Source organism: Pseudomonas sp. 31 R 17, from assembly GCF_900004915.1.
Taxonomy (GTDB): Bacteria; Pseudomonadota; Gammaproteobacteria; order Pseudomonadales; family Pseudomonadaceae; genus Aquipseudomonas; species Aquipseudomonas orientalis_A.
This window is the reverse complement of record NZ_CVTN01000067.1, coordinates 35,459-59,060: the sequence shown is the minus strand read 5'-3', so window position 1 is coordinate 59,060 and position 23,602 is coordinate 35,459. Positions and strand designations below refer to the sequence as shown.

Sequence of the window (23,602 nt, the reverse complement as noted above, 5' to 3'; positions counted from 1 at the left end):
GGCTGCTTCTTTCGTCTTCTTCAATGAATCAAGCAATTCGTGTGGGAACTTATGGAGCAGCTGATGTCGTCGATTAAGGAGGTGATCCAGCCGCAGGTTCCCCTACGGCTACCTTGTTACGACTTCACCCCAGTCATGAATCACACCGTGGTAACCGTCCTCCCGAAGGTTAGACTAGCTACTTCTGGTGCAACCCACTCCCATGGTGTGACGGGCGGTGTGTACAAGGCCCGGGAACGTATTCACCGCGACATTCTGATTCGCGATTACTAGCGATTCCGACTTCACGCAGTCGAGTTGCAGACTGCGATCCGGACTACGATCGGTTTTGTGGGATTAGCTCCACCTCGCGGCTTGGCAACCCTCTGTACCGACCATTGTAGCACGTGTGTAGCCCAGGCCGTAAGGGCCATGATGACTTGACGTCATCCCCACCTTCCTCCGGTTTGTCACCGGCAGTCTCCTTAGAGTGCCCACCATGACGTGCTGGTAACTAAGGACAAGGGTTGCGCTCGTTACGGGACTTAACCCAACATCTCACGACACGAGCTGACGACAGCCATGCAGCACCTGTCTCAATGTTCCCGAAGGCACCAATCCATCTCTGGAAAGTTCATTGGATGTCAAGGCCTGGTAAGGTTCTTCGCGTTGCTTCGAATTAAACCACATGCTCCACCGCTTGTGCGGGCCCCCGTCAATTCATTTGAGTTTTAACCTTGCGGCCGTACTCCCCAGGCGGTCAACTTAATGCGTTAGCTGCGCCACTAAGAGCTCAAGGCTCCCAACGGCTAGTTGACATCGTTTACGGCGTGGACTACCAGGGTATCTAATCCTGTTTGCTCCCCACGCTTTCGCACCTCAGTGTCAGTGTTGGTCCAGGTGGTCGCCTTCGCCACTGGTGTTCCTTCCTATATCTACGCATTTCACCGCTACACAGGAAATTCCACCACCCTCTACCACACTCTAGTCAGTCAGTTTTGAATGCAGTTCCCAGGTTGAGCCCGGGGATTTCACATCCAACTTAACAAACCACCTACGCGCGCTTTACGCCCAGTAATTCCGATTAACGCTTGCACCCTCTGTATTACCGCGGCTGCTGGCACAGAGTTAGCCGGTGCTTATTCTGTCGGTAACGTCAAAACAATCACGTATTAGGTAACTGCCCTTCCTCCCAACTTAAAGTGCTTTACAATCCGAAGACCTTCTTCACACACGCGGCATGGCTGGATCAGGCTTTCGCCCATTGTCCAATATTCCCCACTGCTGCCTCCCGTAGGAGTCTGGACCGTGTCTCAGTTCCAGTGTGACTGATCATCCTCTCAGACCAGTTACGGATCGTCGCCTTGGTGAGCCATTACCTCACCAACTAGCTAATCCGACCTAGGCTCATCTGATAGCGCAAGGCCCGAAGGTCCCCTGCTTTCTCCCGTAGGACGTATGCGGTATTAGCGTCCGTTTCCGAACGTTATCCCCCACTACCAGGCAGATTCCTAGGCTTTACTCACCCGTCCGCCGCTCTCAAGAGAAGCAAGCTTCTCTCTACCGCTCGACTTGCATGTGTTAGGCCTGCCGCCAGCGTTCAATCTGAGCCATGATCAAACTCTTCAGTTCAAACATCTTTGGGTTTTTAAGAAACCCTAAACTTGGCTCAGCAATCGTTGGTTATTCTTTGATTTCTCGCGGAGTAACTTGTGATGCTGATAATCTTGTTGACTATCAGTCTGACTCCACAAGCACCCACACGAATTGCTTGATTCAGTTGTTAAAGAGCGGTTGGTTAAGATGTTTCGTCTCAACCGAGGCGCGCATTCTACAGCAGCCTCATTTGCTGTCAAGTGGTTATTTTCAGAAGTTTTCGAAGAATTCCTCAACAACTTCAACCACTTGCGCTTGCGATCTCTCGTAAGCGGGAGGCGAATTCTACAGCGTTACACGCTGCTGTCAACACCTCTTTTTCAACGTCCTTTTGGCTTCGATGAACTGAAGCGACCTGCTGCCGAAAACTGCTTAACTCATTGTTTACCAAGGAGTTTTCCGTTTCGACTGCGCCGGAAGTGGGGCGAATTATAGGCGTACAGAATCTGCCGTCAACCTTCTTTTTCACATTTCTGTCATATAAGTCAAAAACCCCGGAAAACGCGAAGGCCGGCCCCAAGGGGCCGGCCTTCCACTTATCCCGCCTTACAAACTGGGGAAAGCAAACTGCGAGGCTTCATGACTGGCCCGCTGCGGCCAACGCTGGGTGATCGCCTTGCGACGGGTATAGAAACGCACCCCATCCGGCCCATAGGCATGCAAGTCGCCAAACAGCGACCGCTTCCAGCCACCAAAGCTGTGATAAGCCACGGGCACCGGCAAAGGCACGTTGACCCCCACCATGCCCACTTCGATTTCATCACAGAACAGACGCGCCGCCTCACCGTCACGGGTAAAGATGCACGTACCGTTGCCGTACTCATGGTCGTTGATCAACTGCATCGCCGCTTCCAGGCTGGCCACACGCACCACGCACAACACCGGCCCGAAGATCTCTTCTTTATAGATCCGCATCTCGGGGGTCACGCGATCGAACAGGCTGCCACCGAGGAAGAACCCTTCTTCATGCCCGAGGACGCTCAAGCCACGACCGTCAACAACCAACTCGGCACCCGCCGACACGCCTTCTTCTATATAGCCGCTGACCTTATCCCGCGCCTGCCCCGTCACCAGCGGCCCCATGTCCAGACCACAGGTGGTGCCCGCACCGATCTTCAGCGCCTTGACCTGCGGCACCAGCTTGGCAATCAACGCATCCGCCACCTGGTCACCCACACACACCGCCACCGAGATCGCCATGCAGCGCTCACCGCAGGAGCCATACGCTGCGCCCATCAAGGCGCTGACAGCGTTATCCAGGTCCGCGTCCGGCATCAGCACGGCATGGTTCTTCGCGCCGCCCAGTGCCTGCACGCGCTTGCCGCGCTTGGTCGCTTCGGAATAGATGTACTCGGCAATCGGCGTCGATCCTACAAAGCTCAGCGCTTTTACCTCGGGCGCCTCGATCAATGCATCCACCGCGCCCTTGTCACCATGCACCACGCTCAGCACGCCTTTGGGCAGACCCGCTTCCTGCAACAATTGCGCGATCAGCAACGTCGAACTCGGATCACGCTCCGACGGTTTGAGGATGAAACAGTTACCGCACACAATCGCCAGCGGATACATCCACAACGGCACCATCGCCGGGAAGTTGAACGGCGTAATGCCCGCTACTACGCCCAGCGGCTGGAAATCCGACCAGGCATCAATGTTCGGGCCGACGTTGCGGCTGTATTCGCCTTTGAGAATCTCCGGCGCCGAGCACGCGTACTCAACGTTCTCAATCCCGCGCTTCAACTCACCGGCGGCATCCTCCAACGTCTTGCCGTGCTCTTCGCTGATCAGCTGCGAGATACGCGCTTCGTTCTGCTCCAGCAACTGCTTGAAACGAAACATCACCTGCGCCCGTTTGGCCGCAGGCGTGTTCCGCCAGGCCGGGAACGCCGCCTTGGCCGAGTCAATCGCCTGTTGAATGGTCTCGCGATTGGCCAACGGTACCTGGTGAATGACCTGGCCGGTGGACGGGTTGTACACATCGGCGCTACGACCGCTGTCATTGACCAATTCACCGTTGATCAAATGCTGGATAAGGCTCATGCAGGGCTCCTGAAAAGTTGTTCTATATAGAAGGAGAAATCAGTCGATCTTGTTCAGCACTTCACCGACCGCATCGAACAGGCGATCCAGGTCCTGCGGCTTGCTGTTGAAGGTTGGTCCGAACTGCAGGGTGTCGCCGCCAAAGCGCACGTAGAAACCGGCTTTCCACAGCGCCATGCCGGCCTCGAACGGACGCACGATGGCATCCCCGTCACGCGGCGCAATCTGGATGGCTCCGGCCAGACCGTAATTACGAATATCAATCACGTTCTTGCTGCCCTTCAAGCCATGCAGCGCATTCTCAAAGTGCGGTGCGACATCGGCTACGCTCTGCACGAGGTTTTCCTTTTGCAGCAGGTCCAGTGCCGCGAGTCCGGCCGCGCAGGCCACCGGGTGCGCCGAGTAGGTGTAGCCGTGGGGAAACTCCACCGCGTACTCCGGCGTCGCCTGGTTCATGAAGGTGTGATAGATCTCGCTGCTGGCAATCACCGCGCCCATCGGAATTGCGCCATTGGTGACTTGCTTGGCAATGCACATCAAGTCCGGGGTCACGCCAAAGCTGTCGGCGCCGAACATCGAACCGGTGCGCCCGAAACCGGTGATCACTTCGTCGAATACCAACAGGATGTTGTGCTGATCGCAGATCTCGCGCAGACGCTTGAGGTAACCCTGTGGCGGCACCAACACGCCTGCGGAACCGGCCATCGGCTCGACAAACACCGCAGCGATGTTCGATACGTCATGCAGTTCGATCAGCTTGAGCAACTCATCGGCCAATGCGATACCGCCCTGCTCCGGCATGCCACGGGAGAAGGCATTGCTCGCCAGCAACGTATGCGGCAGGTGGTCGACGTCCATCATCGACTGACCAAACAGCTTACGGTTACCGTTGACGCCGCCCAGGCTGGTACCGGCAATGTTCACACCGTGATACCCACGGGCGCGGCCGATCATCTTGGTCTTGGTGGCCTGGCCCTTCAGGCGCCAGTAGGCGCGCACCATCTTCACGGCGGTATCGGCGCACTCGGAGCCGGAGTCGGTGAAGAACACATGGTTGAGGTTGCCTGGGGTCAGGTCGGTAATCTTTTCCGCCAGTTGAAAGGACAACGGATGACCGTATTGGAAGCCCGGAGAGTAGTCCAGGGTGCCCAACTGCCGGGACACCGCCTCCTGGATTTCCTTGCGCGTATGCCCGGCGCCGCAGGTCCAAAGGCCCGACAGCGAGTCGTAGACCTTGCGCCCCTTGTCATCGGTCAACCAGCTGCCTTCGGCGGCCACGATCAGGCGCGGATCGCGCTGAAAGTTACGGTTGGCGGTATAAGGCATCCAGTGAGCATCCAGCTTGAGTTGGCTGGCCAGGGATGATGGGGCGTTTTCCGGCATGTTCATCAGCAAAACCTCGCAAGGCAAAGGTAGCGTCGGGATTGAAAAAAGCGTAGTTGCAGCTAAATTGCCACGGGGATAAAGTCGGTGAAATCCAACTCTTCTAACCTTCAGTCAGGACTTCACTAAACTATGAGCAGCCGTCGCCCCGACCCCTTGGCCCAGGTCAGCGACTTTGATATTCGCCTGCTGCGCATCTTTCGCAGCGTGGTGGAGTGTGGTGGCTTTTCGGCGGCGGAAACCGTACTGGGGATTGGTCGTTCGGCCATCAGCCAGCAAATGAGCGACCTGGAACAACGCCTCGGGCTGAGGCTCTGTCAACGCGGCCGCGCGGGGTTCTCGCTGACGGAAGAAGGCCGCGAGGTCTATCAGTCGGCGTTGCAACTGTTGAGTGCGCTGGAAAGTTTTCGCACCGAAGTCAATGGCCTGCACCAGCACTTGCGCGGAGAGCTGATCATCGGCCTGACCGATAACCTCGTCACCCTGCCCCATATGCGCATCACCCACGCCCTGGCGCAATTGAAGGAACGTGGCCCGGATGTGCAAATTCAAATCCGCATGATCGCCCCCAGTGAAGTCGAGCAAGGTGTCCTCGACGGCCGTCTGCATGTCGGCGTGGTGCCCCAGGCCAGCGCGCTGTCTGGCCTGGAGTACCAACCGCTGTACAGCGAGCGCTCGCTGCTTTATTGCGCGGTCGGTCATCCACTGTTTTATGCCGACGACAAGCAACTGGACGACGCGCGCCTCGACAGCCAGGACGCCATCGCCCCCACCTTCCGCTTGCCCGCCGAGATCCAGGCCCATTACCAGGCGCTCACGTGCACCGCCAGCGCCTCGGACCGTGAGGGCATGGCGTTCCTGATCCTCACCGGGCGCTATATCGGCTACCTGCCCGACCATTACGCCAACCTTTGGGTACAACAAGGCCGACTGCGCGCGCTGAAACCGGCTACACGGTTTTACGATTTGAGCCTGGCATCGGTCACGCGCAAGGGCCGTCGCCCCCATTTGGTGCTGGAAAGCTTTCTGGAGAGCCTGGCGGCAACGCGCTAACACGGGCCTTGCACAAAAAGCTGAGCAGGTGGACAGTTTTTTGCAAGGCACAAGGACCTTGAACTGTCCGCCCCGAGTTGACCCGCCATGCCACCAGAATCCTCCAGCCCCAACGACTTGATCTACGGCCTCGATGATCGCCCCAAACCACTGCCCGCCCTGCTGGCCGCCCTGCAACATGTGCTGGCCGCGTTCGTCGGGATCATCACGCCGCCCTTGATCATCGGTTCCACCCTGGGCCTCACCGCGCACCTGCCCTACCTGATCAGCATGGCGCTGATGGTCTCCGGCGTCGGCACGTTCATCCAGGCGCGCAGGCCGTTCGGTATCGGCGCCGGGATGATTTGCCTGCAAGGCACCAGCTTTGCGTTCCTGGGCGCGGTGCTGTCCGCCGGCTTCCTGGTCAAGCAACGCGGCGGCAGCCCTGAGGACATCCTGGCGATGATTTTCGGCGTGTGCTTTTTCGGCGCCCTGGTGCAGATCGTGCTGAGCCGGTTTATCGGTCAACTGCGCCGGGTCATCACGCCCCTGGTGACCGGGATCGTGATTACGCTGATCGGCATCAGCCTGATAAAAGTCGGCATCACCGATCTGGGCGGCGGGTTCAACGCCCCCGACTTCGGCGCCCCCATCAACCTGGCCCTGGGCCTGTTCGTGGTGCTGACGATCATCCTGCTCAACCGCTCGAATACGCCCTGGGTACGCCTCTCGGCCATCATCATCGGCCTGGCGCTCGGCAGCCTCGCCGCCTGGTTCAGTGGCAAGCTGGTGCCCCAGGCATTACCCGACGTGCCTCTGATCAGCCTGCCCGTACCGTTTCGCTTTGGTTTCAACTTCGATTGGAGCGCCTTCCTGCCCATCGCGCTGATTTATCTGATCAGCAGCATCGAAACCGTCGGAGACCTCACCGCCAACTGCATGATCGCCCGCCAACCCATCAGCGGTGCGTCTTATATAAGCCGACTCAAAGGCGGCGTGCTCGGGGATGGCGTCAGTTGCATGATCGCCGCCACGTTCAGCGCCTTCCCCAATACCACCTTCGCGCAAAACAACGGGGTGATCCAACTCACCGGCGTGGCCAGCCGTTATGTCGGCTTGTACATTGGCGTGGTGCTGGTATGCCTTGGGTTGTTTCCCATGATCGGCGCGGTGTTGCAGCAAATCCCCAAACCGGTGCTGGGCGGTGCGACCCTGGTCATGTTCGGCAGCGTCGCCGCAGCCGGTGTACGCATCCTGGCCCAGGCGCCGCTGGATCGACGCAGCATGCTGATCATCGCCACCGCCTTCGGTGTCGGCCTGGGCATCGCCGCCCAGCCCAACCTGCTGCACTTGATGCCAACCCTGGTGCAGAACCTGTTCGACTCCGCCATCACCAGCGGCGGGCTGACCGCCATTGTGCTGTGCCTGCTGTTACCCGAGGCCAAAACCGTCCACGCCGTTACAAACCCCACGCCCGAAAGCGACTCCCTGGAATCGCTTTGACGGTTTTATTGCATCAACACTTGTCTGAGGCTTGAGGGTGGGTTATCTGTGCACACGTCGCCCCCATCGATCAGCACGGAAACCTCCATGAGCCTCGAAGTTCCTGCCCACAGCAACCACGCCGGTAAACCCGCCAGCCGCATTCGGCAAAAGAACGAACAAGCGATTCTCCAGGCGGCTGAGGATGAATTCGCGCGCCATGGCTACAAGGGCACCAGCATGAACACCATCGCGGCGAGTGCCGGGCTGCCCAAAGCCAACTTGCACTATTACTTCACCAACAAACTGGGCCTGTACATTGCGGTGCTCAGCAATATTCTCGAATTGTGGGACAGCACGTTCAACGCGCTGACCGCCGAGGACGACCCGGCCGTGGCCCTCTCCCGGTACATCCGCACCAAGATGGAATTCTCGCGACGCCAGCCACAGGCCTCGCGGATCTTCGCCATGGAGATCATCAGCGGCGGCGAATGCCTCACCGAATATTTCAGCCAGGACTACCGCGCCTGGTTCAGCGGCCGTGCAGCCGTGTTCCAGGCCTGGATCGATGCCGGCAAGATGGACCCCATCGACCCGGTGCACCTGATCTTCCTGCTGTGGGGCAGCACCCAGCACTATGCCGACTTCGCCACCCAGATCTGCCGCGTCACCGGTCGCACCAAGCTGACCAAGCAGGACATGGAGGACGCCGGCACCAACCTGATCCACATTATTCTCAAAGGCTGCGGCATCAAGCCGGCCCCCTGAACGAAGCGACTTATGCCATTCACGCTCACAGGCTTTTGCGAATTTCGTGAAGAAATACGCAAAAGCCGCTTTATCACCCTGGCGGCGCCGATTACCAGCGCGCACGACGCCCAGGCGTTTATCGAGCAGCACAGCGACTTCAACGCGACGCACAACTGCTGGGCCTGGAAACTGGCCGACCAATACCGCAGCAACGACGACGGCGAACCCGGCGGCACCGCCGGGCGGCCGATCCTGGCGGCCATCGAGGCGCAAGGGTTTGATCAGGTCGTCGTGCTGGTGATTCGCTGGTACGGCGGGATTCAACTGGGCACCGGTGGTCTCGCCCGTGCCTACGGCGGCGGCGCAAATAAATGCCTGCAGAATGCCGAGCGCATCGAGCTGATCAGTCGTGTACCGCTGAGGTGCGCCTGCGGTTTCTCCGAATTGAACCTGCTGAAACTGCGCGTTGCCGAACTGGACGGGCTCGTCGTGGAAGAAACCTTCACCGCCAACGGCGTGGAGCTGCAACTGGCCCTGGGCGAAGCCCACATCGACACCTTGCAAACCCAACTCGCCGACCTGAGCCGGGGACGTATCCTGCTGCAACGCTGAAACTGCTACTGTTGCTCACCGCAACTCCCTGAACCGCGACTCCAAAGGAAGCTTTTCATGTCTACGCCAAAAACCGCACTGATCATCGGCGCCTCGCGCGGGCTGGGCCTCGGCCTGGTCAAGCAACTGCTCCAGGACGGCTGGGACGTGACCGCCACCGTGCGTGACCCGAACAAGGCCGACGCCCTGAAAGCCGTTGGCCCGGTGCAGATCGAAAAACTCGACATGGACGATCAGCAAGCCGTGATCGCCCTGGCCCAACGCCTGAAAGACCGCACCTTCGACCTGCTGTTCGTCAATGCCGGCGTCAAGGGCCCCGCGAACCAGGAGCCGGGGCACGCCACCCTGGCGGAAGTCGGCCAACTGTTTTTCACCAACGCCGTGGCTCCGATCAACCTGGCCCAGCGTTTTGTCGGGCAGATCCGCAAGGACACCGGCGTGCTGGCCTTCATGAGTTCGGTGCTGGGCAGCGTCACCATTCCCGACGGTTCGGACATGGCGCTGTACAAGGCCAGCAAGGCGGCGCTCAACTCCATGACCAACAGCTTTATCACCCAACTGGGCGAGCACAAGCCGACGGTGTTATCGCTGCACCCGGGCTGGGTGAAAACCGACATGGGCGGCGAAAATGCGCACATCGACGTCGAGACCAGCGTGCGTGGCCTGGTGGACCAGGTAAATGCCTACACCGGCAAGGGCGGCCATCATTTTGTGGACTACAAGGGCGACACCATCGCCTGGTAGATACACCGATTACCCTGTGGGAGGGGGCTTGCCCCCGATGCCGGTGTATCAGTCATATATAAATTGGCTGACCCACCGCTATCGGGGGCAAGCCCCCTCCCACACTGACCGCGTCCGCTTGCCTGCACATGGACCGACACGTAATCTACCCACCTCGCCTTCACCGGCGACCCTGGATCAGCAGACAGGGCAACACTGAGCTGGCAAACCTGAACCCATCATTCAGAGGAGCCGGCCAATGCCTGCGACCCGTATCTGGTTAAAAAATCCCCTCGCGATTTTCACCGCCAATGGCCTCGATGCCCGTGGCGGCCTGGTGCTGCAAGACGGCGTCATCACCGAGGTGCTGGCCCAAGGGCAAGCACCTGCACAACCCTGTGCGCAGGTGTTCGATGCCCGCGAGCATGTCGTCCTGCCCGGGCTGATCAACACGCACCACCATTTCTACCAGACCCTGACCCGCGCCTGGGCACCGGTGGTCAACCAGCCGCTGTTTCCCTGGTTGAAAACCCTGTATCCGGTCTGGGCCCGACTGACCCCGGAAAAACTCGCCCTGGCGTCGAAAGTGGCCCTTGCGGAATTGCTGCTCTCGGGTTGCACCACGGCAGCGGACCACCACTACCTGTTCCCCGACGGCCTGGAAAACGCCATTGATGTGCAGGTCGACAGCGTACGCGAGCTGGGCATGCGCGCCATGCTCACCCGCGGTTCCATGAGCCTGGGCGAAGCCGAGGGTGGCCTGCCGCCGCAGCAAACCGTGCAACAGGGCCAGGTCATTCTCGACGACAGCCAACGCCTGATCCGTGAATACCACGAGCGCGGCGACGGCGCGCAGATCCAGATTGCCCTGGCGCCCTGTTCGCCGTTTTCCGTTACCCCCGAAATCATGCGCGCCAGTGCCGAACTGGCCACCTCGCTCGACGTGCGCCTGCACACGCATCTGGCGGAAACCCTCGACGAGGAAGACTTCTGCCTGCAACGTTTCGGCCTGCGCACCGTGGATTATCTCGACAGCGTCGGCTGGCTCGGCCCGCGCACCTGGCTGGCCCACGGCATTCACTTCAACCCGGATGAAATCGCACGCCTGGGCGCTGCCGGTACGGGCATCTGCCATTGCCCGAGTTCGAATATGCGCCTGGCCTCCGGTATCTGCCCGACCCTCGACCTGCTCGCCGCCGGTGCCCCCCTCGGCCTGGGCGTGGACGGTTCCGCCTCCAACGACGCTTCGAACATGATTCTGGAAGCGCGCCAGGCCCTGTACATCCAGCGCCTGCGTTACGGCGCAGAAAAAATCACCCCTGAAGGTGTGTTGGGCTGGGCGACCAAAGGCTCGGCGCAGTTGTTGGGCCGTACGGATATTGGAGAGTTGGCGGTAGGCAAACAGGCTGACCTGGCGCTGTTCAAACTCGATGAGTTGCGCTTCTCCGGCAGCCACGATCCGATTTCAGCGCTGCTGCTGTGCGGTGCCGATCGAGCGGACCGGGTGATGATTGCAGGTCAATGGCGGGTAATCGACGGTCAAGTCGAAGGCCTCGACCTGAAAGCTCTGATCGCCGATCACACCCGGGCGGCCCGTCAGTTGATCGCCGGAATCTAAACCAAGCACAGTCCAAAATGTGGGAGGGGGCTTGCCCCCGATGGCGGTGTGTCAGTCCTATATAAGCTGGCTGACCCACTGCCATCGGGGGCAAGCCCCCTCCCACATTTGGTTTTATGGTGCTTTACAACCCCAGCAGCGACAGCATGATAAAGGTCGCAAACAGCACGAAATGCGTCATGCCCTCGATGGCATTGGTTTCGCCATCATTGAGGTTGATCGCACTGACGATCAGCGTAATAAACACCATCACTGTCTGCACCGGCGTCATCGCCATCTGGAATGGCTGGCCGGTGTAGAGCGCCATGGCTTCCATCACCGGCACCGTCAGGATCACCGTCGACAGCGACGCACCCAGCGCGATGTTCACCACCGACTGCATGCGATTGGCCAAGGCGGCGCGCAATGCCGTCAGGATTTCCGGCGCGGCGGAAATAGCCGCCACGACGATCGCGGTGATCACCGGTGGGGCGCCCGTGCCCTCCAGGCCCAGGTCGAGGGTCTTGGACATCACCTCGGCCAACGCACCAATCACTATCACGCCAAACACCAGGGTGCCGATCGAGAACGCGAGGTTTACGGGCTGCTCGTGCTCTTGCTCGGTTGATTTCTTGCGGCGTTTTTCCGGGTAGCTGTAGCTGAAGAAATAACTGTGCGGGCCTACCTGCATTCTCAGGAACAAGGTGTAGAGCACCACCATCGCGCCGATGGTGAAGGCCGAGTAAATTTTCCAGTCGGCCTCGGGGATAAACTCCGGCACCACCATCGACACGCCCATGGCGGTGAGAATCATCACGCTGTAGGTGCGTGCTGAGTCATCGTTGTAGGACTGCTCGCCATGCTTGATGCCGCCCATCAGCGCGGCCAGGCCGAGGATGCCGTTGATATCGAGCATCACCGCCGAATAGATGGTGTCGCGCACCAGCGTGGGTGAAGGCTCGTTACTCATCATGATCGCCAGGATCACCACTTCCACCAGCACAGCGGCCAGGGTCAGGATCATGGTGCCGTAGGGGTCACCGACCTTTTCCGCCAGTTGTTCGGCATGGTGGGCCACGCGCATCGACGCCATCACGATAAACGCAATCAAGGCGAGACCGGCGAGCAACGCCACCATCTGCCCACTGTGGAGCATCCAGTGTTCCAGCGGGTAGGCGGCAACGGCGGCAATCAGCGCCAGCAGCATGAATTTTTCTTGCTTGAGAGAAGTGAGCATGGGGGGCCTTTATGTACGGCAAATCAGTCATCGTTGGGGTACAGACTGCGCCACGCCGCTAACGTTTCGTTACACCTTAGTTCACGTCGAACTTGGGCGAATAAATCAAATACTCTCCTGCTGGTCAGGTTTTGCCGATTATTTCAGCCATGGCCTGTAGAATGCCGCGATTGCACCTGATGAGATTTTAGCTATGTACGATTGGCTCAACGCCCTGCCCAAGGCTGAACTGCACCTGCACCTGGAAGGCTCGCTGGAGCCTGAGTTGCTGTTCGCCCTGGCCGAACGCAACAAGATTGCGTTGCCGTGGAACGACGTCGAAACCCTGCGCAAGGCCTACGCCTTCAACAATCTGCAAGAGTTTCTCGACCTGTATTACAAGGGCGCCGACGTGCTGCGTACCTCCCAGGATTTCTACGACCTGACCTGGGCCTACCTGCTGCGCTGCAAAGCCCAGAACGTGATTCACACCGAACCCTTCTTCGACCCGCAAACCCACACCGACCGAGGCGTGCCCTTCGAAGTGGTGCTCAACGGTATCGCTGCCGCGCTCAAGGACGGCGAGCAGCAACTGGGGATTACCAGCGGCCTGATCCTCAGCTTCCTGCGCCACCTGAGCGAAGCCGAAGCGGAGAAAACCCTCGACCAGGCGCTGCCGTTCCGTGACGCGTTCGTCGCCGTGGGCCTGGACAGTTCCGAGATGGGTCACCCGCCGAGCAAATTCCAGCGCGTGTTCGACCGTGCCCGTCACGAAGGCTTCCTCACCGTCGCCCACGCCGGCGAAGAAGGCCCGCCCGAGTACATCTGGGAAGCCATCGACCTGTTGAAAATCCAGCGCATCGACCATGGCGTGCGCGCCATCGAAGACGAGCGCCTGATGCAACGCATCATCGACGAGCAGATCCCGCTGACCGTGTGCCCGCTGTCCAACACCAAGCTGTGCGTCTTCGACGACATGGCCCAGCACAACATCCTCGACATGCTTGAGCGTGGGGTGAAGGTCACGGTGAACTCGGACGACCCGGCCTACTTCGGCGGTTATGTCACCGAGAACTTCCACGCGCTGTACACGTCCCTGGGCATGACCCAGGACCAGGCCAAACGCCTGGCGCAAAACAGCCTGGATGCGCGATTGGTCAAGCCTTGACCGCTATTTACTGAATGAATGAACGCTAAATGTGGGAGGGGGCTTGCCCCCGATTGCAGTCTGTCAGACAGACATGTATTGACTGATACACCGCTATCGGGGGCAAGCCCCCTCCCACAGGGGTTTAATATTGTCTGTCAGACTTCAGACAACTCCTCCAACGTCTTGCCCTTGGTCTCCATCCCAAACACCCACACCACCAGCGCCGCCACCGCAAAACACAGCGCGCCCAAGGCAAACACCCCGCCCTGCCCGGTTATCGGAAACACCAGCCCGGTGACCAGTGGCCCCAGCAATGACCCCACGCGACCAATCGCCGAGGCAAACCCGGACCCCGTTGCGCGCGCCGAGGTCGGATACAGCTCCGGCGTATAGGTGTACAACACCGCCCACATGCCAAACAGAAAGAACTGCATCAACAAACCGGTCGTAACCAGCAGTCCGACATTGCCGCCGAACACCGCGCTCTGCCCATACAAAAACGCCATCACCCCGCCGCCCAGCAACGTCACCACGCATACCGGCTTGCGCCCCCAACGCTCGACCAGCCACGCCGCCATCAGAAAACCGGGGATCCCGCCCAGGGAAATGATGACCGTGTAATACACCGATTGCGTCACGGCAAAGCCTGACTGCTGCAGCAACGCACTCAACCACGACGTCAGTCCGTAGAACCCGAGCAGGGCAAAGAACCACACGCTCCAGATCATCATCGTGCGTTGACGGTACTGAGCCGACCACAACTGCTGGAAGGCCGAGAAGAACGTGCCTGGCGTACTCGCCACCCGCGGCAAGGCAACAGGCTGCGGCAATTCGGCGCCCCCGAGGGAGTCGCGCACCTTTTGCTCGATGCCCAGCAATACCTTGTCCGCCGCCTCGTGGCGCCCGGCCTGTTCCAGCCAGCGCGGCGACTCCGGAATAAAAAACCGGATGGCCAGTACAAATATCGCCGGCACCGCCAGCACCAGGAAGATGTCGCGCCAACCCACCACCGGCAGCAGGAAGTAAGACAGCACGCCGGCAGCGACAAACCCCAGCGGCCAAAAACCATCCATCAACGCGATATACCGCCCGCGCCGCTTTGCCGGAATCAGCTCGGACAACATCGATTGTGCGATCGGAAACTCCATGCCCATGCCAATGCCCAGCAGGATGCGAAACAGGGTCAGCGTCTCGACCGTCTGCGCCGTCGAGCACAAGTAACTGGCGACGCCCCACAACACGATGCTCCACTGAAATACCGGCTTGCGCCCGAAGCGATCAGCGAGCATCCCCGAGAGCGAAGCACCGACCACCATGCCGAAAAAACTCGAACTGGCCAGCAACCCGGCCTGGGCCGTACTCAGGCCGAACTCGGCTTTGATCGAGCCCAACAGGAACGTCATCATTGCCAGGTCCATGGAGTCGAAAAAAAACGCCAGGGCAATGATGATGAAAATGATTCGGTGGTAACCACTGATGGGCAACCGTTCCAGCCGCTCTGCTGCGCTATAGTCCTGCATCCCCATGCCCCCCCCAAGTGTGAAAAAACCCTGGCCGAGTGTGCGGCATCGTCTGCCCTGGCGATTGCTGGATGCGACCTGACCGAAACTAGGAGCGACGCTCCTGCAGTGCGGCCAACCGGTTGATGTGCACAAGCCCGGCGTCGCTGACAGCCAAGGCCCGGGACTCGCCGATGGCACTCACCCAGTTCGACTGCAAAAACAGCCGCAACAGCCCGGCGCCAAGCGCACCGCCGACATGCGGTTGCTGCTGGCTCCAGTCGAAACAGTCACACACCAACGGCGACGAGAATGCCTGGATGAAAATACCCAGCTCCGCCAGATGCCGGGTGCCCTTGACCGTCACTTCGGTACGTTGTTCGTAGCGCTGGATCCAGCCTGCCTGCGCCATCCGTTGATACAGCCCGGCCGCCAGTTCACCGCCGAGATGGTCGTGGCACACGCGGGCGCGACGCACCAGCGGCGGGGTCTGCAACGCGGGGAGCTGAACATCCGGCGCGGCGCGCGCCGCACTCGCCATGGTGGTCGTCGCCAGCGCGTCGATGGCGGCACTGACATCGGCCGCCGCCACGCGAAACAGCCGTTTGCCCCGGCGCGCTTCGACCCGCAGCAAGCCGCTGCCGGTCAACCGCGCCAGATGGGCATTGGCCGACGCCGGTGACAGCCCGGCGAACGTCGCCAACTCCTCTGAAGATTTCGCCGAACCGTCCATCAATGCCCACAGCATTGCGGTGCGCTTGGGCTCGGCAAGCAAGCTGGCGATACGACTGATACATGGTGCCTGTTCCATCTTTCGACTCCCCGTTGAACCGTTTTTCTGCTGCGGTTGGCGCCAAAGTATAGGGGCCAAAACAGCCGGTTCCATCACGTCTTACAGACTGAATGCGGACAGCACTTGAGGGAAATGTCCTGCTTTGCTGGAGGCCATTACTTCCCAGCGAATCGCTCCGACAATTGCTTCGTCAATGTCGCACAACGGGACACGAGCATTTCCCGCAGCAAGTTGACGGGCTTGCTCAACTGCGCACGGTGCGCGCACAGCAGGTTGAGCGGGGTACGCTCACCGCGCAGCTCCGGCAGGATCAAGCGCAGACGCCCGGCCACGACGTCGGTACTCACATCCAGCCAGGACTTGTAGGCAATGCCGACGCCGGCCACCGCCCAGCGGCGCACCACGTCGGCGTCGTCACTGACGCGATCGCCGGAAACCGTCAGGCTGACCTCGCGCTTGCCGTCATAAAAACGCCAATGGTCGTGTACCCGGTCAGCGAGCATGTAGAGCAGGCAATTGTGCTGGGCCAGTTGCTCCAGATGCCGCGGTTCGCCGTGGCGGGCCAGATAACTGGGCGCCGCGCACAGCACCCGGATATTTTCCGGCGCGATGGGCAGCGCAACCAGGCTGGAATCCTCGGGTTCGCCATAGCGCAAGGCGATGTCCACCGGCTGGCGGTACAGGTCGGCAATGCGATCCCCCAGCAGCAGGCGCACGCTCAGTTGCGGGTATTCACGCTGGAAATCATCCAGCCAGGGCAACAGCAGGTTGCGACCGAAATCCGAAGGCGCCGACAGTTGCAGCATGCCGCTGACATGGTCCTGCCCACTCGCCAACAGGCGTCGCCCTTCATCCAGTGAGCTCAACGCGGCGCGGGCATAGGTGAGAAAGCCCTCACCTTCGGCGGTCAAGCGCAGGCTGCGGGTGGAACGTGCCAGCAAACGCGCACCCAGCTGTTGTTCTATGCGCTTCAACGCAGCGCTGGCCACCGCCGGGGACAGGTCCATGACCCGTGCGGCCGCCGACAGACTGCCCAGGTCCGCTGCCCGGACAAACAACTGCAAATCATCAAAGCGCACCATCAATTTCCGCCGATTATCAATTTTCTATTGAAACAGACCTTTGTTTTAGCCGCTTTTATCCGTGCTGGAAATAGCCAATCATCTGGCCATCCCGTTCCCTATCGACCAGGAGTTGATATGTCTACCGCCTTTAACGTGATCGCCACGCTGATCGCCAAGCCCGGCCAACAGGCCACCCTGGAAACCCTGCTGCGCGGTCTGCTCGAGCCGACGCGCCTGGAAGCCGGTTGTGAGCAGTACGACCTGCACCAGGATCTGCAACATCCCGAGACGTTCTACATGCTCGAGCGCTGGAGCGACGACGCGGCCCTGGCCGACCACGACCAGAGTGCGCATATCCAGGCGTTCCGGACCAAGGCCGCCGACGTGATCGAACACTTCGAACTCAAGCGCCTGAAGTTTCTAGCCTGACCATCCCCTATTTCTGTAGGAGCGAGCTTGCTCGCGAAAAACGCAAGAACGACGTGTTCAACCAGAAATATTGCGTCCTCGTTAACGATTTTCGCGAGCAAGCTCGCGCCTGCATTGCCCGTATTTACCCCGGAGAAATCATGAAAGCCATCGCCTATTACACCTCCCTGCCCATCAGCGACGTGAACGCCCTGCAAGACATCGAACTGCCAGAACCCGTCGCCGGGCCGCGTGACCTGCTGGTGGAAGTCAAAGCCATCTCGGTCAACCCGGTGGACACCAAGGTGCGCCAGAACGTCGCTCCGGAAAACGGCGCCGCCAAGGTGCTCGGCTGGGACGTGGCCGGCGTGGTCAAGGCGGTCGGCAGCGAAGTGACGCTGTTCAAGGCCGGCGACAAGGTGTTCTACGCCGGCTCCCTGGTGCGCCCGGGCGGCAACAGCCAATTGCACACCGTGGATGAACGCATTGTCGGTCATATGCCCAAGAGCCTGGGCTTTGCCGAAGCCGCGGCGCTGCCGTTGACCGCCATCACCGCCTGGGAGCTGCTGTTCGAACGCCTGCAAATAGCCGAGGGCAAACAGGACCAGGGCCAGAGCCTGTTGATCGTCGGCGCAGCGGGCGGCGTGGGCTCGATCCTGACCCAACTGGCCAGCCAGCTCACCGCGCTGAAAGTCATCGGCACCGCGTCGCGCCCGGAGACCCAGGAATGGGCCAAGGCCCTGGGCGCCGACCTGGTGATCGACCATAGCCAGCCGCTGAGCGAGGCACTCAAACACGCCGGTCACCCGCAAGTGACCCACGTCGCCAGCCTGACCCAGACCGACCTGCACCTGGACCAACTGGTAGAAGCCCTGCAGCCCCAGGGCAAGCTGGCGTTGATCGACGACCCCAAGGCGCTGGACGTGAGCTCGCTCAAGCGCAAGAGCCTGTCGCTGCACTGGGAGTTCATGTACACCCGCTCAATGTTCGAGACCCCGGACATGATCGAGCAGCACAACCTGCTAAACCGCGTGGCCGCGCTGATCGACGCCGGCACCTTGAAAACCACGCTCGGCGAGCATTTTGGCGTGATCAATGCGGCGAACCTGCGCCGTGCCCACGCGCTGCTGGAAAGCGGCAAGGCCAAGGGCAAGATCGTGTTAGAGGGGTTCTAGAAAACGGCTGTCAGTGTCGTCTGTTACTTATGTAAGTAATGGACGACACCATTAGTCCGAGAGTTGACCTTTGTCATCTCTGTGAGCGCATACGGGTTTATATTGGCCGCCTTTGCCACGATTCTTTTACGTGAGGAAGTCAGCAATGAAGATCCTGATAAAAGCGTTAGCAAAAAAATCCCAGTGGGAGGTCCGCCTGGACCAGCGGTCGATTATTTTTCACACCGAAGCCGAGGCCCGTGCCTTCGCCGACACCTTGCAAACCCGCATCCAGGCCCCCCACCGCTTTCCACTCAGCCAGCAACGCGCCGCCGGCTGATCGGCTCTTCAGACCTGCGCCTGCAAGGCCCTTGCCCGTTGCAGGCGCAGGGTGGCCATCGCAATCGTCACCGCCAGTACCCCGCACAGGCTGATGACCATCGCCATCGGCATGGCCGTGCCGTCGTGCAACACCCCGACCAACGATGCCGCCCCCGCCGCCACACCAAATTGAATGCACCCGAGCAAGGCCGAGGCGCTGCCGGCGCGTGCGCCTTGCCCGTTCATGGCGCACGCCGAGGTGTTGGGCAGAATGCAACCCAGGCTGGCGATACAGATAAACAACGGTACCAGTAACGGCCACAGGGCCTCGGTGCGCAGCGCTGCAATCCCAAGCAGCGTCAGCGCCGCCGCCACGTAAACCCACACCGTCCGCGAGAGCAGAAACGCCGGGCCGCGCTTGGCCAGTAACCGCGCATTCAACTGCGCCACCAGGATAAACCCGGCGGCATTGGAACCGAACAGCCAGCCGTAATGCTCGGCGGGCACGCCATACAGTTTGATGAAGACGAACGGTGAACCGGCGATATAGGCAAACATCCCCGCAATCGAGATGCCACCGGTCAGGGCGTAGCCCAGGTAAACCCGGTCCGACAACAGCGCGCCGTAGCGGCGCAACGAGCCAGACAACGGCTGACGCGGCTGATGCGCCGGAAAGGTTTCCGGCAAGCCCACCGCCACCGCAATGGCCGCCATCACGCTGAACAGCGACAGCGCCAGGAAAATCGACTGCCAGCCCCACAGCCCCACCATCAGCCCACCCGCCAGCGGCGCAAGGATGGGCGCAAGGCCTGTGACCAGCATCAGTTGCGAATACACCTTGGCCGAGCCCACGGCGTCGCATTTGTCACTCACCACCGCCCGCGAAATCACCATGCCCGCGCAACCGCCGAGCGCCTGCACGAAGCGCGCACCGATCAGCCATTCCAGGGACGGCGCATAGGCACAGGCGAAGGACGCGAGGGTGAACAGCGTCACACCGCTGAGCAGCGGCACGCGCCGGCCAAAGCGGTCGGCCAGCGGGCCGTAGATCAATTGGCCGATGGCCAACCCCGCGAAATACACCGCCAGGGTCAGTTGGACATGTTTTTCGTCGGTGGCAAAAGCGCTCGCGATGGCCGGAAAGCCCGGCAGGTAAAAGTCGATCGCCAACGGCGCAAAGGCGCTCAAGGCGCCGAGGATCAGAATAATGCGAAGGTTCATCAGGCACCCAAGTGAGTCGGCAGCCCGACAGTCTAGCCGCGCTTGGGTGCCTTGAACATTAAGATAGCTCGCTAACTATTAAAAATCAGACCACGGTGTAGCCTTCTTCCTTGATCAACTGTGCGATCGCTTCGCGCTCCAGCTGGCTTTGCACCCTGACCTGCTTCGCCGCAAGATCGACCGTCACCTCGGCATCTGCATCCTGGCTGTGCACCGCCTGGGTCACCGCCCGAACGCAATGGCCGCAGGTCATTCCTTCAACATTGAATATTTGCATGACAAGACTCCTTGGATGAGGTTGAACCCAGTCTCGACCTTGCCACGATGGCAAGGTCAAGTTTCAGAAACGTCGGCCGGGCTGGTATTCGGCGGCGACGTCGGCCAAGCTTCAACTTTATCGATGTGACCCACGGAGCATTCGCCATGCGCTGGTCTTTTTTTGCCCTTGCCGGCCTGATGAGTTTTTCTGCCGTTGCGCCCGCCGCTGAAGACTACGCGGTGCTGATCATTTCCCGGGAGCGCCTGGAAGTGCCGACTTCCTGTGAAATCGGCCTGTATATCCAGGATCAACTGGCCGGCCGCCTGTTTCAGGAAGAGTCCACTTCATTCAACCTGCCTGCCGGCAATGTGTCACTGCGCCTGAAACTGCTGCCGGGGCAATCGCCGGGCTGTCTGCCCGGCATGCTCGCCCCGCCCGCCCAGAACATCACGCTCAAGGCCGGCGACGTGCGCAAGCTGCGGATTGCCCAGGGCCCGGACGGCATGTACCTCAAAGCCGCCGAGCTGGGCTATTAAGCTGGGACTTGTAAGCTGGGACTTGACCTTACCCACAGGTCAAGGTTGATGCTGGGGGCACTGTCTTGCGGAGGACTGCCCCATGAATGGAACCACCACCTTTGACTTGCCCATCGGCGGCATGACCTGCGCCAGTTGCGCCGGCCGTGTGGAGCGTGCGCTGGGCAAGGTGCCGGGGGTGCAACGTGCCAGCGTCAACCTGGCCAACGAACGCGCCCACATTGAGGTAATCGGCCAGATGGACCCCGGCGTGCTGATCGCCGCCGTCGACAAAGCCGGGTACACCGCCAGCCTGCCCCAGGCCGACACCGCCACCCAGGCCGATCAAGCCCGGCACCTGCATCGCGAACGCTGGGCGCTGATGCTGGCGATCGTACTGGCATTGCCCCTGGTGCTGCCGATGCTGGTCGAACCCTTCGGCCTGCACTGGATGCTTCCCGCCTGGGTGCAGTTCGCCCTGGCGACACCGGTGCAATTTATCCTCGGTGCGCGTTTTTACCGGGCCGCCTGGAAAGCCGTGCGCGCCGGCGCGGGCAATATGGACCTGCTGGTGGCGATCGGCACCAGTGCCGGCTACGGCCTGAGCGTCTATCAATGGCTCACCCGGCCCGCTCCGCATTTGTATTTCGAAGCCTCGGCCGTGGTGATCGCACTGGTGCTGCTGGGTAAATACCTGGAGAGCCGCGCCAAGCGCCAGACCGCCAGCGCCATTCGTGCCCTCGAAGCCTTGCGCCCCGAGCGGGCGGTGCGCGTGTTGCAGGGGCGTGAGGAAGAGGTCGCCATCACTGCGCTCAAGCTCGGTGACCTGGTACGGGTCCAGCCAGGCGAACGCTTCCCGGTAGACGGCGAAGTTCTCGATGGCCAAAGCCATGCCGACGAAGCGCTGATCAGCGGCGAAAGCCTGCCGGTGCCGAAACAACCGGGCGACCGGGTCACCGGCGGCGCGATCAACGGTGAAGGTCGCCTGCTGGTGCGTACCCAGGCCCTGGGCGCGGAAAGCGTGCTGGCCCGGATCATCCGCCTGGTCGAGGACGCCCAGGCCGCCAAGGCACCGATCCAGAAACTGGTGGATAAAGTCAGCCAGGTATTCGTCCCGACGGTGCTGGTAGTGGCGTTGCTCACCCTCGCGGGCTGGTGGCTGTACGGCGCGCCCCTGGAGAGCGCAATCATCAACGCGGTCGCGGTGCTGGTGATCGCCTGCCCGTGCGCCTTGGGCCTGGCGACGCCGACGGCAATCATGGCCGGCACCGGCGTCGCTGCGCGCCATGGCATTCTGATCAAGGACGCCGAGGCGCTGGAGCATGCCCATGCGGTGAGCGCCGTGGTGTTCGACAAGACCGGCACCCTCACCTCGGGCGCGCCGAGAATCGCCCATCTGGCGGCGGTGGACGGCAACACGTCGCGCCTGCTGCAACAGGCGGGAGCCCTGCAGCGTGGCAGCGAGCACCCGCTGGCCAAGGCGGTGCTGGATGCCTGTGACGAACAGGAGCTGCACCCGGCTGACGTCAGTGCCAGCCAGTCCCTGACCGGACGCGGCATCGCCGGCACCCTGGACGGCCGGCAACTGGCCCTGGGCAATCGACGCCTGTTGGAAGAAACCGGCCTTGGCGCCGACCCGCTGAGTCAGCGCGCGACTGAATGGGAAGCCGAAGGTCGCACCCTGTCCTGGCTGATCGAACAAGGCGCACATCCGCGCGTGCTGGGCCTGTTCGCGTTTGGCGACACGCTCAAGCCCGGCGCACTGCACGCCGTGCAGCAACTCAAGGCCCAGCACATCAGCAGCCACCTGCTCACCGGCGACAATCGCGGCAGCGCGCGGGTGGTCGCAGAGGCCCTGGGCATCGAAGATGTCCACGCCGAAGTGCTGCCCGCCGACAAAGCCGCCACCGTGACCGCACTGAAAAAAACCGGCGTGGTGGCCATGGTCGGCGACGGCATCAACGACGCACCGGCCCTGGCTGCGGCCGATATCGGCATCGCCATGGGCGGCGGCACCGATGTGGCCATGCACGCCGCCGGCATCACCCTGATGCGCGGCGACCCGCGCCTGGTGCCGGCGGCCCTGGAGATCAGCCGCAAGACCTACGCAAAAATTCGCCAGAACCTGTTCTGGGCCTTTGTGTATAACCTGATCGGCATCCCGCTGGCGGCCTTCGGCCTGCTCAACCCGGTGCTGGCAGGCGCGGCGATGGCGTTGTCCAGCGTCAGTGTGGTGAGCAATGCGCTGCTGCTGAAAACCTGGAAACCCAAGGACCTGGAGGATCAACGCCCATGAATATCGGCCAAGCCGCCCGCCAAAGCGGGCTGAGCGCGAAGATGATTCGCTACTACGAATCCATCGGCCTGCTCAAGGCCGCTCATCGCACCGAGAGTGGTTATCGCCTCTTCAGTGCAGACGACCTGCACACCCTGGCGTTCATCAAACGCTCGCGGGACCTGGGGTTTTCACTGGAAGAAGTCGGCAAGTTGCTGACCTTGTGGCAGGACCGCCAACGCGCCAGCGCCGACGTGAAAGCCCTGGCGCGCCAGCATGTCGAGGCGTTGAATCAGAAGATTCGCGAGTTTGAGCAACTGCGCGATACGTTGCAGGACCTGGTGGAACACTGCCAGGGCGACCACCGGCCGGATTGTCCGATTCTCAAGGAATTGGCGTCAGGCAAGTGCTGCACCTGACTGGTTGCACATAAATCCAATGTGGGAGGGGGCTGGCAGTTTGTCAGCCAGGCA

21 protein-coding genes and 1 rRNA gene are annotated in these 23,602 nt (G+C 61.0%); 13 read left to right on the top strand and 9 right to left on the bottom strand.

Features of this window, described 5'->3' with window-relative positions; translation table 11 throughout:
• Positions 1-74: 74 nt before the first annotated feature.
• From BFP89_RS16485 to BFP89_RS16475, 3 genes are all read right to left on the bottom strand, one after another.
• Positions 75-1,611: ribosomal RNA gene (locus BFP89_RS16485) — 16S ribosomal RNA — on the bottom strand.
• Between the two features lie 570 nt (positions 1,612-2,181).
• Complete coding sequence (locus tag BFP89_RS16480) at positions 2,182-3,675, bottom strand: CoA-acylating methylmalonate-semialdehyde dehydrogenase (RefSeq protein ID WP_065886513.1); 1,494 nt, start codon at positions 3,673-3,675, stop codon at positions 2,182-2,184.
• A gap of 39 nt (positions 3,676-3,714) precedes the next feature.
• On the bottom strand, positions 3,715-5,064 hold the full coding sequence (locus BFP89_RS16475) for an aspartate aminotransferase family protein (RefSeq protein WP_065886512.1): 1,350 nt from the start codon (positions 5,062-5,064) through the stop codon (positions 3,715-3,717).
• 126 nt (positions 5,065-5,190) lie between these two features.
• Between BFP89_RS16475 and BFP89_RS16470 the strand changes: the two genes are divergently transcribed.
• The 6 genes from BFP89_RS16470 to BFP89_RS16445 all read left to right on the top strand — a co-directional run bounded on the left by BFP89_RS16470 (position 5,191) and on the right by BFP89_RS16445 (position 11,275).
• Positions 5,191-6,111, top strand: a complete 921-nt coding sequence (locus BFP89_RS16470; RefSeq protein WP_065886511.1) for a LysR family transcriptional regulator — start codon at positions 5,191-5,193, stop codon at positions 6,109-6,111.
• An 87-nt stretch (positions 6,112-6,198) separates the two neighbouring features.
• Positions 6,199-7,593, top strand: a complete 1,395-nt coding sequence (locus BFP89_RS16465; RefSeq protein ID WP_065886510.1) for a uracil-xanthine permease family protein — start codon at positions 6,199-6,201, stop codon at positions 7,591-7,593.
• Between the two features lie 87 nt (positions 7,594-7,680).
• Positions 7,681-8,340, top strand: coding sequence for a TetR/AcrR family transcriptional regulator (locus BFP89_RS16460; RefSeq protein WP_065886509.1), 660 nt, complete (start codon positions 7,681-7,683; stop codon positions 8,338-8,340).
• A 12-nt stretch (positions 8,341-8,352) separates the two neighbouring features.
• Entirely contained in the window at positions 8,353-8,934 is a 582-nt protein-coding gene (locus BFP89_RS16455) for an IMPACT family protein (RefSeq protein ID WP_065886508.1), read from the top strand.
• Between the two features lie 57 nt (positions 8,935-8,991).
• Entirely contained in the window at positions 8,992-9,678 is a 687-nt protein-coding gene (locus tag BFP89_RS16450; RefSeq protein ID WP_057726414.1) for an SDR family oxidoreductase, read from the top strand.
• A gap of 238 nt (positions 9,679-9,916) precedes the next feature.
• Positions 9,917-11,275: an 8-oxoguanine deaminase gene (locus tag BFP89_RS16445; protein ID WP_065886507.1), complete on the top strand. Its 1,359-nt coding sequence runs from the start codon at positions 9,917-9,919 to the stop codon at positions 11,273-11,275.
• A gap of 124 nt (positions 11,276-11,399) precedes the next feature.
• Here BFP89_RS16445 and BFP89_RS16440 read toward each other — a convergent pair whose 3' ends face one another.
• On the bottom strand, positions 11,400-12,491 hold the full coding sequence (locus tag BFP89_RS16440) for a calcium:proton antiporter (RefSeq protein ID WP_065886506.1): 1,092 nt from the start codon (positions 12,489-12,491) through the stop codon (positions 11,400-11,402).
• Positions 12,492-12,684: 193 nt separating this feature from the next.
• On the opposite strand from BFP89_RS16440, the gene BFP89_RS16435 reads away from it, so the two are divergent.
• On the top strand, positions 12,685-13,638 hold the full coding sequence (locus BFP89_RS16435; RefSeq protein WP_043051475.1) for an adenosine deaminase: 954 nt from the start codon (positions 12,685-12,687) through the stop codon (positions 13,636-13,638).
• A gap of 137 nt (positions 13,639-13,775) precedes the next feature.
• Here BFP89_RS16435 and BFP89_RS16430 read toward each other — a convergent pair whose 3' ends face one another.
• The 3 genes from BFP89_RS16430 to BFP89_RS16420 all read right to left on the bottom strand — a co-directional run bounded on the left by BFP89_RS16430 (position 13,776) and on the right by BFP89_RS16420 (position 16,994).
• Positions 13,776-15,146 carry an MFS transporter gene (locus BFP89_RS16430; protein ID WP_065886505.1) on the bottom strand — a complete coding sequence of 457 codons (1,371 nt, stop codon included), beginning with the start codon at positions 15,144-15,146 and terminating at the stop codon, positions 13,776-13,778.
• A gap of 82 nt (positions 15,147-15,228) precedes the next feature.
• Positions 15,229-15,930 (bottom strand): ArsR/SmtB family transcription factor, encoded by a 702-nt coding sequence (locus tag BFP89_RS16425; protein ID WP_065886504.1) that lies wholly within the window; start codon positions 15,928-15,930, stop codon positions 15,229-15,231.
• 137 nt (positions 15,931-16,067) lie between these two features.
• Positions 16,068-16,994: a LysR family transcriptional regulator gene (locus BFP89_RS16420; protein ID WP_065886503.1), complete on the bottom strand. Its 927-nt coding sequence runs from the start codon at positions 16,992-16,994 to the stop codon at positions 16,068-16,070.
• A gap of 117 nt (positions 16,995-17,111) precedes the next feature.
• Between BFP89_RS16420 and BFP89_RS16415 the strand changes: the two genes are divergently transcribed.
• From BFP89_RS16415 to BFP89_RS28960, 3 genes are all read left to right on the top strand, one after another.
• Positions 17,112-17,405, top strand: a complete 294-nt coding sequence (locus BFP89_RS16415) for a putative quinol monooxygenase (RefSeq protein ID WP_065886502.1) — start codon at positions 17,112-17,114, stop codon at positions 17,403-17,405.
• Positions 17,406-17,545: 140 nt separating this feature from the next.
• Positions 17,546-18,559, top strand: coding sequence for a zinc-binding alcohol dehydrogenase family protein (locus tag BFP89_RS16410; protein ID WP_065886501.1), 1,014 nt, complete (start codon positions 17,546-17,548; stop codon positions 18,557-18,559).
• 145 nt (positions 18,560-18,704) lie between these two features.
• Positions 18,705-18,878 (top strand): hypothetical protein, encoded by a 174-nt coding sequence (locus tag BFP89_RS28960; RefSeq protein WP_163001561.1) that lies wholly within the window; start codon positions 18,705-18,707, stop codon positions 18,876-18,878.
• Between the two features lie 8 nt (positions 18,879-18,886).
• On the opposite strand, the gene BFP89_RS16405 is transcribed toward BFP89_RS28960, so the two are convergent.
• Both BFP89_RS16405 and BFP89_RS16400 read right to left on the bottom strand, forming a co-directional pair.
• Positions 18,887-20,080, bottom strand: coding sequence for a multidrug effflux MFS transporter (locus tag BFP89_RS16405; RefSeq protein ID WP_065886500.1), 1,194 nt, complete (start codon positions 20,078-20,080; stop codon positions 18,887-18,889).
• 85 nt (positions 20,081-20,165) lie between these two features.
• A complete protein-coding gene (locus tag BFP89_RS16400) occupies positions 20,166-20,357 on the bottom strand; it encodes a heavy-metal-associated domain-containing protein (RefSeq protein ID WP_065886499.1) in 192 nt (63 codons plus the stop codon).
• A gap of 146 nt (positions 20,358-20,503) precedes the next feature.
• Between BFP89_RS16400 and BFP89_RS16395 the strand changes: the two genes are divergently transcribed.
• The 3 genes from BFP89_RS16395 (at position 20,504) to cueR (ending at position 23,548) form a co-directional block, all read left to right on the top strand.
• Positions 20,504-20,875 (top strand): hypothetical protein, encoded by a 372-nt coding sequence (locus BFP89_RS16395; protein WP_065886498.1) that lies wholly within the window; start codon positions 20,504-20,506, stop codon positions 20,873-20,875.
• Between the two features lie 82 nt (positions 20,876-20,957).
• Positions 20,958-23,150 carry a heavy metal translocating P-type ATPase gene (locus tag BFP89_RS16390; protein ID WP_065886497.1) on the top strand — a complete coding sequence of 731 codons (2,193 nt, stop codon included), beginning with the start codon at positions 20,958-20,960 and terminating at the stop codon, positions 23,148-23,150.
• On the top strand, positions 23,147-23,548 hold the full coding sequence (gene cueR, locus BFP89_RS16385) for a Cu(I)-responsive transcriptional regulator (protein ID WP_065886496.1): 402 nt from the start codon (positions 23,147-23,149) through the stop codon (positions 23,546-23,548). The genes BFP89_RS16390 and cueR overlap by 4 nt, the downstream gene beginning before the upstream one ends.
• The last annotated feature ends 54 nt before the right edge of the window (positions 23,549-23,602 follow it).

Coding starts and splice junctions, on each gene's coding strand:
- BFP89_RS16450 (WP_057726414.1), top strand. CDS start 8,992: ATGTCTACGCCAAAAACCGCACTGATCATCGGCGCCTCGCGCGGGCTG.
- BFP89_RS16410 (WP_065886501.1), top strand. CDS start 17,546: ATGAAAGCCATCGCCTATTACACCTCCCTGCCCATCAGCGACGTGAAC.
- BFP89_RS16430 (WP_065886505.1), bottom strand. CDS start 15,146: ATGGGGATGCAGGACTATAGCGCAGCAGAGCGGCTGGAACGGTTGCCC.
- BFP89_RS16460 (WP_065886509.1), top strand. CDS start 7,681: ATGAGCCTCGAAGTTCCTGCCCACAGCAACCACGCCGGTAAACCCGCC.
- BFP89_RS16400 (WP_065886499.1), bottom strand. CDS start 20,357: ATGCAAATATTCAATGTTGAAGGAATGACCTGCGGCCATTGCGTTCGG.
- BFP89_RS16415 (WP_065886502.1), top strand. CDS start 17,112: ATGTCTACCGCCTTTAACGTGATCGCCACGCTGATCGCCAAGCCCGGC.
- BFP89_RS16440 (WP_065886506.1), bottom strand. CDS start 12,491: ATGCTCACTTCTCTCAAGCAAGAAAAATTCATGCTGCTGGCGCTGATT.
- BFP89_RS16465 (WP_065886510.1), top strand. CDS start 6,199: ATGCCACCAGAATCCTCCAGCCCCAACGACTTGATCTACGGCCTCGAT.
- BFP89_RS16425 (WP_065886504.1), bottom strand. CDS start 15,930: ATGGAACAGGCACCATGTATCAGTCGTATCGCCAGCTTGCTTGCCGAG.
- BFP89_RS16420 (WP_065886503.1), bottom strand. CDS start 16,994: ATGGTGCGCTTTGATGATTTGCAGTTGTTTGTCCGGGCAGCGGACCTG.
- BFP89_RS16395 (WP_065886498.1), top strand. CDS start 20,504: ATGCGCTGGTCTTTTTTTGCCCTTGCCGGCCTGATGAGTTTTTCTGCC.
- BFP89_RS28960 (WP_163001561.1), top strand. CDS start 18,705: ATGAAGATCCTGATAAAAGCGTTAGCAAAAAAATCCCAGTGGGAGGTC.
- BFP89_RS16475 (WP_065886512.1), bottom strand. CDS start 5,064: ATGAACATGCCGGAAAACGCCCCATCATCCCTGGCCAGCCAACTCAAG.
- BFP89_RS16470 (WP_065886511.1), top strand. CDS start 5,191: ATGAGCAGCCGTCGCCCCGACCCCTTGGCCCAGGTCAGCGACTTTGAT.
- BFP89_RS16405 (WP_065886500.1), bottom strand. CDS start 20,080: ATGAACCTTCGCATTATTCTGATCCTCGGCGCCTTGAGCGCCTTTGCG.
- BFP89_RS16455 (WP_065886508.1), top strand. CDS start 8,353: ATGCCATTCACGCTCACAGGCTTTTGCGAATTTCGTGAAGAAATACGC.
- cueR (WP_065886496.1), top strand. CDS start 23,147: ATGAATATCGGCCAAGCCGCCCGCCAAAGCGGGCTGAGCGCGAAGATG.
- BFP89_RS16480 (WP_065886513.1), bottom strand. CDS start 3,675: ATGAGCCTTATCCAGCATTTGATCAACGGTGAATTGGTCAATGACAGC.
- BFP89_RS16435 (WP_043051475.1), top strand. CDS start 12,685: ATGTACGATTGGCTCAACGCCCTGCCCAAGGCTGAACTGCACCTGCAC.
- BFP89_RS16445 (WP_065886507.1), top strand. CDS start 9,917: ATGCCTGCGACCCGTATCTGGTTAAAAAATCCCCTCGCGATTTTCACC.
- BFP89_RS16390 (WP_065886497.1), top strand. CDS start 20,958: ATGAATGGAACCACCACCTTTGACTTGCCCATCGGCGGCATGACCTGC.